Below are 8,172 nucleotides of genomic sequence, written 5' to 3'. Positions count from 1 at the left end.
TCGCTGTCGACCTCGAGCTCGACGGGCATCAGCACGGCGCAAAGCGGAGTGAACTCACTGTCCACGGGCCTGAGCACGACGAACAGCAACGTGACGTCGCTGTCGACTTCCACCTCGACGGGCATCAGCACGGCACAAAGCGGTGTGAACTCACTGTCTACGGGCCTGAGCACGACGAACAGCAACGTCACGTCGCTGTCGACCTCGACGTCGACCGGGATCAGCACGGCACAAAGCGGAGTGAACTCACTGTCCACGGGTCTGAGCACGACGAACAGCAACGTGGCATCGCTGTCGACTTCGACGTCGACAGGCATCAGCACGGCGCAGAGTGGTGTGAACTCGTTGTCCACGGGTCTGAGCACCACCAACAGCAACGTGGCATCGCTGTCGACCTCGACGTCGACGGGTATCAGCACGGCGCAAAGCGGCGTCAACTCACTGTCCACAGGTTTGAGCACGACGAACAGCAACGTAGCGTCGCTCTCGACTTCGACCTCGACGGGTCTGAACTCGCTGTCCACAGGCCTGAGCACGACCAACAGCAACGTCGTCTCGCTCTCGACGGGCCTGAGTACAACGAACAGTAATGTCATCTCGCTGTCCACAGGCTTGAGCACGACGAACAGCAATGTCTCCTCCCTGTCCACCGGCCTCAAGACGGCCACAAGCAGCGTCACTGCGCTCTCGACGGGCATCGCTACCGGCACGGTAGGTCTCGTGCAGCAGACCGGCGGTGCGCCTGGTAACGGCGCGATCACGGTGGGCGCCAACACAGGCGGCACCAGCGTGAACTTCGCCGGAACAGCGGGCCCGCGCCAGCTCAACGGCGTCGCTGCCGGCACCGCGCCGACCGATGCGGTGAACGTCAGTCAGCTGCAGGCGGTGGCCTCGGAGGTAGGCGATGCCGTGCAGTACGACAGTGCCTCGCATACCAGTGTGACGCTCGGAGGTGTCGGAGCAGCTTCCGCGGTCACGCTGACCAATATCGCAGCAGGCGCGATTACCGCGACCAGCACCGATGCGGTCAACGGCAGCCAGTTGTTCACGCTTGAAACTACGCTCGAAACGCAAATCAGCACGCTCGGCGGCCAGGTGACGCAGCTCTCGCAACCCACGACCACGAACAACGCTGCGGCGACGGGCCCGAAGTACGTAGCAGTGAATTCGACCGGCAGTGCGGCGAGTGCGACGGGTACCGAATCGGTTGCAATCGGTGGCAACTCGACCGCGAGTTCGGGTAACAGCGTCGCAGTCGGTTCGGGCGCACAGGCGACCGGGTCCAGTGCCTCTGCGGTGGGCGCCAACGCCACCGCGTCCGGAGCGAACTCGGTTGCGCTGGGCGCCGGCTCGGTCGCCAGCCAGGCAAACTCGGTGTCGGTGGGCTCGCCCGGCAATCTGCGGACCATCACCAATGTGGCGCCGGGCGTCAATCCGACTGACGCGGTCAACATGCAGCAGTTGGGCGCAGTTCAGGACGGGGTGAACGCGGTGGCGCGACAAGCGTATTCCGGCATCGCTGCTGCAACTGCCTTGACGATGATTCCAGAGGTCGATCCTGGCAAGACTTTGTCGATCGGGATTGGCACCGGGAACTATCAGGGCTACTCGGCGGTAGCGATCGGGTTTGCGGCGCGCATTACCGAGAACCTGAAGATCAAGGGAGGCGTCAGTACCAGCAGCTCAGGTACCGTGGTTGGGGCTGGTATTGGATATCAGTGGTGATGCGCAGATGTCGCAAGTTTCATTTTCGAACGACCGATCGCAATGAGTAACGAAATTGCATCGCGCCTTGAGCGTATCGATGAACTGACCACACAGGGGGATCTTGTTGGGGCGTGGCGTCTGCTGGAGGCTCAGCGTACTTCACACCCCAGCGATCCTGGTGTGCTGACGGCGACTGGCCGGCTTCTGCGTTTGCGGGGCCGCCACGTCGAGGCACGCGTGCTGTTGGAGCACACGCTGCAGGACGTTCCAGATGACACGCGGGCGCAGATTGAACTCGCGTATATCGCGCGGGATCTTGGTGAGGCCGAAGCGGCACATGCGTGGTTTGAGAGGGCGTATCGCGACCACGCACAGGGTGAGGCATGGGTACTGGACTGGATTGACCTCCTGTGCGGTCAGGGCGGGTTCGAGCTCGCGCAACGTGTCGCCGCAGCGTATTGCGAACGTGTGCCAGGGCACGCCCGCGGCTGGTTCTGTCTGGGCTTGGCGTATCAGCTTGGTAAACGGCACGACCTCGTGCTCGATGCCTATGAGCGCGCGATGCAGCTCGATCAGGCGGTGCACATGCTACGCAACAATATGGCGGCCGCGTACCTTGAGCTGAAAAGCTACGACAAGGCACAATCGCTACTGGAGAAGACCCTCCGCGATGATCCCGGCAACGCGTTCGCGTGGACCAATCTCGCGAACGTGCTGCTCAAATCCGGCGATCCGGCTGCGGCCCAGGTGGCTGCCGAGCGTGCGTGTGCGCTAGCACCAGACTATCCGGTCGCGCTGCAAATCTACACGAATGTACTTAAGGAGCTGCAGGATTGGGAAAGGGCACTGGGTATTGCGCAACGAGCTGCGAGTCTCGAGCCGGGTAACGCATCGCACGTCTGGTCGCTCGCCATGCTGCAACTGCTGTGCGGCGACTATGCCACGGGCTGGCAGAACCATGAAGCTCGGTGGGACGGTTCTCCCGAGTTGCTTGGCACCTTCCCGAATCTGCCGGGCCCATGCTGGACAGGGCAGTCGCTGGCTGGCAAGACCCTCTTTGTATGGAGCGAACAGGGCTATGGCGATGTCCTGCAGTTCGTGCGATTCCTGCCGCTCATCGCCAGACATGTCCGGCACGCGGGCGGCAAGCTGGTCTTCTGCTGTCCTATGAACCTACGGGCGCTGGTGCGACGCAGTCTGGGTGATCAGGTGGAGACGATCGTCGCACACGATCAGCCGCTTTCCTGGCCCGGGTGCGACTACCACTTGCCGCTGGCGAGCCTGCCGTTGATGCTGGGCGTGACACTGGACCAGCTTCCCGTCGCGTCGCCCTATCTTGAAGCCGATTGTGCGAAGGTCGAGGTGTGGCGTTCGCGTTGCGCACCAGCGGCGCGCAGGATCAGGGTCGGACTGGTGTGGTCCGGTAGTCGCATACACCAGCGCAACCCGTTGCGCTCGGTGGATCCACTCGCTTTTGCGAGCGCGTTCGGCCCCGTGCAGGGTGTCGATTTTGTCAGCGTCCAGATCGGCGCCGACGGTGAGGCTGAGGCCCGGGACATGTGCGAGGCAGGGTTGGCGTTGACCGACCCCACCTCGGAGCTGACATCGTTCGATGACACGGCGGCATTGCTCCAGAGTCTGGATCTGGTGATCACCGTATGCACGTCGGTCGCGCATCTGGCCGGCGCCCTGGGCCTACCAACGTGGGTATTGCTGGATGTCAATCCGCACTGGGTCTGGATGACCGGACGCAGCGATAGTCCATGGTATCCGTCGATCCGGCTGTACCGGCAACAGGAGTATGGCCGATGGGAGCCGGTCCTGGCACTGGTCGCTCGGGATCTTGCGGCGTTTGTCAAGACAGCGACACCCCAACTGGTCGAAAGGGCGAGCGCATGACGAACCCATGCGACGCCGTGTTTCTGCCGGCATTCGAGGCACACCAGGCGGGCCGTGTGCAGGAGGCCGAAGAGGGCTATCGGCGGGTGCTCGGGCACGATCCTCAGCATGCAGATGCGCTACATCTTCTCGGGCTGATCCATGCCCGCCGGGGCGCACTGTCCGCGGCTGAGGCGCTGATCCAGCAGGCAACCGGGATCAGCGATAGTGCCGTGTTCCTGACCAACCTCGGCGATGTGCTGGTCCAACTGGGACGGCTCGCTGAGGCAGAGACGGCCTTTCGCCGTGCGATCGAATTGACCCAGGATTACGTGCTCGCCCACTACAACCTCGGCGTCCTGTTCATGAGGACGGAGCGTCGGGAGGAGGCGGAGTGCGCGTTTCGTCGGGCATTGGCGCTTGACCCAAGCTCGAACGATACCCTGAACAACCTGGGACTCCTGCTTGGCGGCATGGGGCGTTTCGATGAGGCCGAAACGGCATACCGCCGCGCAACCGCGAATGATCCTGGCTACCTTCTCGCTCACTACAACCTGGGGTTGCAGCTTCTGCGGGCTGGACGTTTCGGCGAGGCAGAACAGGCATTCCGTCACGCGCTGGAGATTGACAAAAGACACGCTGATGCCCAGAACAATCTCGGCACGACCCTCCGGGAGCTGGATCGTTACGACGAAGCCGAAATGATGTACCGCACAGTGCTGCAGCAGCACCCAGAGTTCGCAGATGCCCGCTGGAATCTGGCGGTCCTCCTGCTGGGGCAGGGGCGATACGCTGAGGGCTGGCAGCATGCGGAGGCCCGCTACCATCCGCGTCGCACGGCTAATGTACCCGGCCCGGATCCGGGCTATCCGCAATGGCAGGGCGAACCGCTCGCCGGCCGGTCGCTCGTGATATGGCATGAGCAGGGACTGGGCGACGTTATCCAGTTTGCCCGCTATGCGCCGCTACTCAAGGCGCGTGGCCTGCGCCGTCTCACGTTGCTCTGTCCAGCACCATTGAAGGCACTTACTGAGACGCTTGAAGGGGTCGATGAGGTGGTCTGCCATACCGGCGCAGTGGGCCCGCACGATTTCTGGTCATTGATCATGAGCCTGCCGCTGCACTTTGGCACCACGACCGAGAGCATTCCCGCGCGTCTGCCCTATCTCCATGCGCTGCCTGACCTGGTCGGGTATTGGCGTACCCGGTTGCCCGCACACGGGCTCAAGGTTGGGCTCGTCTGGAAGGGGGCAACGGTCCATCAGCATGATGCTGACCGGTCCCTGCCCAGTCTGCGGTCGCTTGCGCCGCTATGGACGGTGCCGGGCGTAACGTTCGTGAGCTTGCAGAAAGGGCAGGGCGAAGACGAGCCAGCATCTCTGTCTGCAGATCTCCCCATCGTGTCTGCGGGTTCAAGCATCCATGATCTTGCCGACACGGCAGCCCTCATCAGCCAGTTGGACCTGGTGATCTCGGTCGACACAGCGGTCGCACACCTGACCGGGGCGCTGGGCAAGCCCTGCTGGCTCCTGTTGCACAAACAGTGGACCGACTGGCGCTGGATGCACGAGAGGACGGATTCGCCCTGGTATCCACGCGTGATGGGTCTGTACCGGCAATCGGCGCCCGGGGACTGGGCGGAGGTAATCGAGCGGGTTGCGGTATCGCTGGACCAGTTTGTGAATAGCAGGGCGGCTTCATCAGTAGGGACCGTGTTCGCGCAATAGGCGCGGATCCGGGACCGGCGCAATGGAGTGTTACGCCGGCTATGAGGTTATCTCGAGAGCCCAAACCGGGTATCTGATAGGGATGCAATGAATACGTATCGGGAATTGCTGGGCAAGCTCAACGAACTCACGCGGGAAATTGAGCTTGCCCGGGAGCGGGAAGCGCAACTTCTTGCCGCGCGTGTGCTGGAAGTGCTGGCTGAGAATGGTGTCGACGTGCGGGACCTGTTGAAGTCTTCGCCGGGCGGCAAGCGTAGCGCTCGCCGGTTCGTTCCGAAATACCTCAATCCGGTAACTGGCGCCACATGGTCGGGCCGTGGACGGAAGCCGGCATGGTTGATTGGTCAGGACCTGGAGAAATTCCTGATACCCGATGCGGGAGACAGACCATGATCGCGATGTTCGCAGGGTTGGTGCCACAAGTGGCGCCGACCCTTCCGCCACTTGTGGCGACAGTTCGTACCGTTGCCTGGATGTCCGAATAATGCGCATTGGAATTTCGGTTATTACCCATACCGGCCAGAATATCTGGGAGAACGGCCTTGGCCAGAACGTCATCTTCCTGGCTGAACTTTTCCAGCGCTTGCCGTTCGTGCAGTCGGTACTGTTAATTGACGTCGGCGACCAGGGGGTAATGCCTGCCCAGGTGGATCTGGGTGCGCGCAACCTGCGGCTGATGAGGGCGCACGAAGCCACGGATGAGGTCGATGTGATTGTCGAGATGGGCGGCGCGCTCGATCTCGAATGGCTTGACCTGATGCGCGCACGCGGCAAGAAGGTGGTGTTCTACTGCTGCGGCCAGCCGTATGTGAGTCTCGCCGAGCCTGCCATTTTCTGGAAGCCCGCGCACGCACCACGCCCCGATCGTTGCGACGAGGTCTGGTACCTGCCGAAAGATGCCGCGTTCGCGCCGATGATGCGCCTCTTGCACCGCTGCGATGTCTATGAGGCGCCGTTCATCTGGCATCCGCAGTTTGTCCAGCAGCGTGCGCTCGAGGTCGAGGCGCTCGGTAGGCGCTACGGCTACGCAGCCCGCGAGCCAGTCGCCGATGCCGCGGGCGATGGCGCCCGCCGCGGCCTGCGCGTGGCCATTTTTGAGCCGAACATTTCGGTTGTGAAGACGTCGAGCATTCCGATGCTGGTCTGCGACGAGGCATATCGGGCTGACACCCGCTCGGTTGAGGCGATGCACGTGCTTAACACCCTGCACCTCAAAGATCACCTCACGATGCTGCATTTTGCGAATTCGCTGGACCTCGTGCAGCAGCACAAGGCTACGTTTTACGGACGCCACGATATTGTCGGCTTCATGGCGCAGCATGCCGACGCCATCGTCGCGCATCAATGGCAGAACGAACAGAACTACAGCTACCTCGACGCGCTTTACGGCGACTATCCGCTGATCCACAACTCGCCTTGGCTCAAGGAGGCGGGTTACTACTACCACGGCTTCGATGCACGTGAAGGCGCGCTGCAATTGCAGCGTGCAGCGGGCGGTCATGCCAGCGGTCTCGACGATTACCGGGCCCGCTCTCAACAGGTATTCGCGGCCGTCGATCCGTTCAACCAGCGCAATCTCGACGCTTATGCAGCCCGGCTTTTGCACCTGTGCCGTGACGCGGTGTTTTCCCCTTACACGAGCCGCTTATGAATCTCGAACCAAATAGGGGTGCCTTACCTCGCAAGCTGCGCGTCGGCGTGTCGATCTACGTGCGTAAGGGCGAGCAATCGGTGTGGGAAAACGGCATCTATCAGAACTGCATTTTTCTGGTGATGCTGCTGATGCGCTCGCCGCTGGTCGAAGCCACCTGTCTCGTCGCTGGCGGCGGCGACGGCCGGCCCGAGGATGCGAAGAACTTTCTCGCCGATTCGCCGGTGCCGTTGATCGACATGGACACAGCCGCCACGACGCTCGACGTGATGATCGAGATGAGCGCCCAACTGTCGCACGAGTGGGTGGTGGCGTTTCGCGAGCGCGGCGGTAAGATCGTTTCGATGCGGGTGGGCAACGACTATGTCATCGACATCGAACGGATGATCTTCGACAAGCCGCATGGACTCCTGGTGAGCGCGGCGCCTTATCACGAGGTCTGGACGCTGCCCGAATACGAAAACACCTGCGTGCCGTATTACACCAGTACGTCTCGCTGCCCGGTGCGCGTAGTGCCGCATCTATGGAGTCCATTGATGCTGGGGCGCGAGGCGACGCGCCTCCCAGAGGGCCTCAGCTTCGGCTATCGGCCGGGCCGCCGCCGCTGGCGTGCCGGTATCTTCGAACCCAATATCTGCATGGTGAAGACGAGCTTCATTCCGCTGCTGTCGTGCGAGGCGGCGCATCGCGCCAATCCGGACCTGCTGGAACACGTGTGGGCCTACAACACGCTCCATCTAAAGGAGCACGTGAACTTCAACGGCTTCGCTCGTAGCCTGGATATCGTGAAGCACGGTTTGAGTTCCTTCGAAGGACGCTTTCCGTTTTGCCGCATTGTGGCGGAGCAGGTCGACGCAGTCGTGAGCCACCATTGGGAAAACGCGCAGAACTATGTCTACTACGAGGCGTTGTACGGCGGTTACCCGCTGATCCACAACTCGCACCTGATCGGCGACTGCGGCTACCGCTATCACGACTTCGATTGCGAGGAGGGCGGACAGGCATTGCAGCGCGCGTTCGCAGAACATGACACCTGTCTCGACGCTTACCGGCGCACGGCCAATGCGTTCTTGCGCGGACTCGATCCCGAGAATGAGGACAACGTGCGAATTTATAGCGATGCGCTTGCAGCGCTCTATGAGCAGGTTTGAGCGATTGAGCCATCTTCAGACATGGCTATTTTTAATAGCTGTCCACCTTTATGTTTAG

The 8,172-nt window shown here is 61.9% G+C and carries 7 protein-coding genes; 6 read left to right on the top strand and 1 reads right to left on the bottom strand.

Going from position 1 to position 8,172, the window contains the following annotated elements; all coding sequences use genetic code 11:
• The coding region (locus BLQ92_RS41170) for a hypothetical protein (protein WP_280517452.1) at window positions 1-353 on the bottom strand (353 nt) is incomplete at its 3' end.
• Between BLQ92_RS41170 and BLQ92_RS29210 the strand changes: the two genes are divergently transcribed.
• From BLQ92_RS29210 to BLQ92_RS29185, 6 genes are all read left to right on the top strand, one after another.
• The gene (locus BLQ92_RS29210) at window positions 337-1,725 is read left to right on the top strand and encodes a YadA family autotransporter adhesin (protein WP_280517451.1); all 1,389 of its coding nucleotides are present in this window, start codon (window positions 337-339) and stop codon (window positions 1,723-1,725) included. The two genes, BLQ92_RS41170 and BLQ92_RS29210, sit on opposite strands and share 17 nt — an antisense overlap.
• A gap of 42 nt (window positions 1,726-1,767) precedes the next feature.
• Window positions 1,768-3,606 carry a tetratricopeptide repeat protein gene (locus BLQ92_RS29205; RefSeq protein WP_090690078.1) on the top strand — a complete coding sequence of 613 codons (1,839 nt, stop codon included), beginning with the start codon at window positions 1,768-1,770 and terminating at the stop codon, window positions 3,604-3,606.
• A complete protein-coding gene (locus BLQ92_RS29200) occupies window positions 3,603-5,312 on the top strand; it encodes a tetratricopeptide repeat protein (protein ID WP_176860783.1) in 1,710 nt (569 codons plus the stop codon). The genes BLQ92_RS29205 and BLQ92_RS29200 overlap by 4 nt, the downstream gene beginning before the upstream one ends.
• A gap of 87 nt (window positions 5,313-5,399) precedes the next feature.
• Entirely contained in the window at window positions 5,400-5,705 is a 306-nt protein-coding gene (locus BLQ92_RS29195) for an H-NS histone family protein (RefSeq protein ID WP_090690071.1), read from the top strand.
• A 91-nt stretch (window positions 5,706-5,796) separates the two neighbouring features.
• The gene (locus tag BLQ92_RS29190) at window positions 5,797-6,963 is read left to right on the top strand and encodes a DUF2827 domain-containing protein (protein ID WP_090690067.1); all 1,167 of its coding nucleotides are present in this window, start codon (window positions 5,797-5,799) and stop codon (window positions 6,961-6,963) included.
• Window positions 6,960-8,114 carry a DUF2827 domain-containing protein gene (locus BLQ92_RS29185; protein WP_090690065.1) on the top strand — a complete coding sequence of 385 codons (1,155 nt, stop codon included), beginning with the start codon at window positions 6,960-6,962 and terminating at the stop codon, window positions 8,112-8,114. The genes BLQ92_RS29190 and BLQ92_RS29185 overlap by 4 nt, the downstream gene beginning before the upstream one ends.
• Window positions 8,115-8,172: the final 58 nt, after the last annotated feature.

The organism is Paraburkholderia phenazinium, from assembly GCF_900100735.1.
GTDB lineage: Bacteria > Pseudomonadota > Gammaproteobacteria > Burkholderiales > Burkholderiaceae > Paraburkholderia > Paraburkholderia phenazinia.
This window is presented reverse-complemented; position numbering and strand designations above follow the sequence as displayed.

Bases quoted from the DNA above. Each gene is read 5' to 3' on its own strand.
- BLQ92_RS29205 (WP_090690078.1), top strand. From the start codon at position 1,768: ATGAGTAACGAAATTGCATCGCGCCTTGAGCGTATCGATGAACTGACC.
- BLQ92_RS29185 (WP_090690065.1), top strand. From the start codon at position 6,960: ATGAATCTCGAACCAAATAGGGGTGCCTTACCTCGCAAGCTGCGCGTC.
- BLQ92_RS29195 (WP_090690071.1), top strand. From the start codon at position 5,400: ATGAATACGTATCGGGAATTGCTGGGCAAGCTCAACGAACTCACGCGG.
- BLQ92_RS29190 (WP_090690067.1), top strand. From the start codon at position 5,797: ATGCGCATTGGAATTTCGGTTATTACCCATACCGGCCAGAATATCTGG.
- BLQ92_RS29200 (WP_176860783.1), top strand. From the start codon at position 3,603: ATGACGAACCCATGCGACGCCGTGTTTCTGCCGGCATTCGAGGCACAC.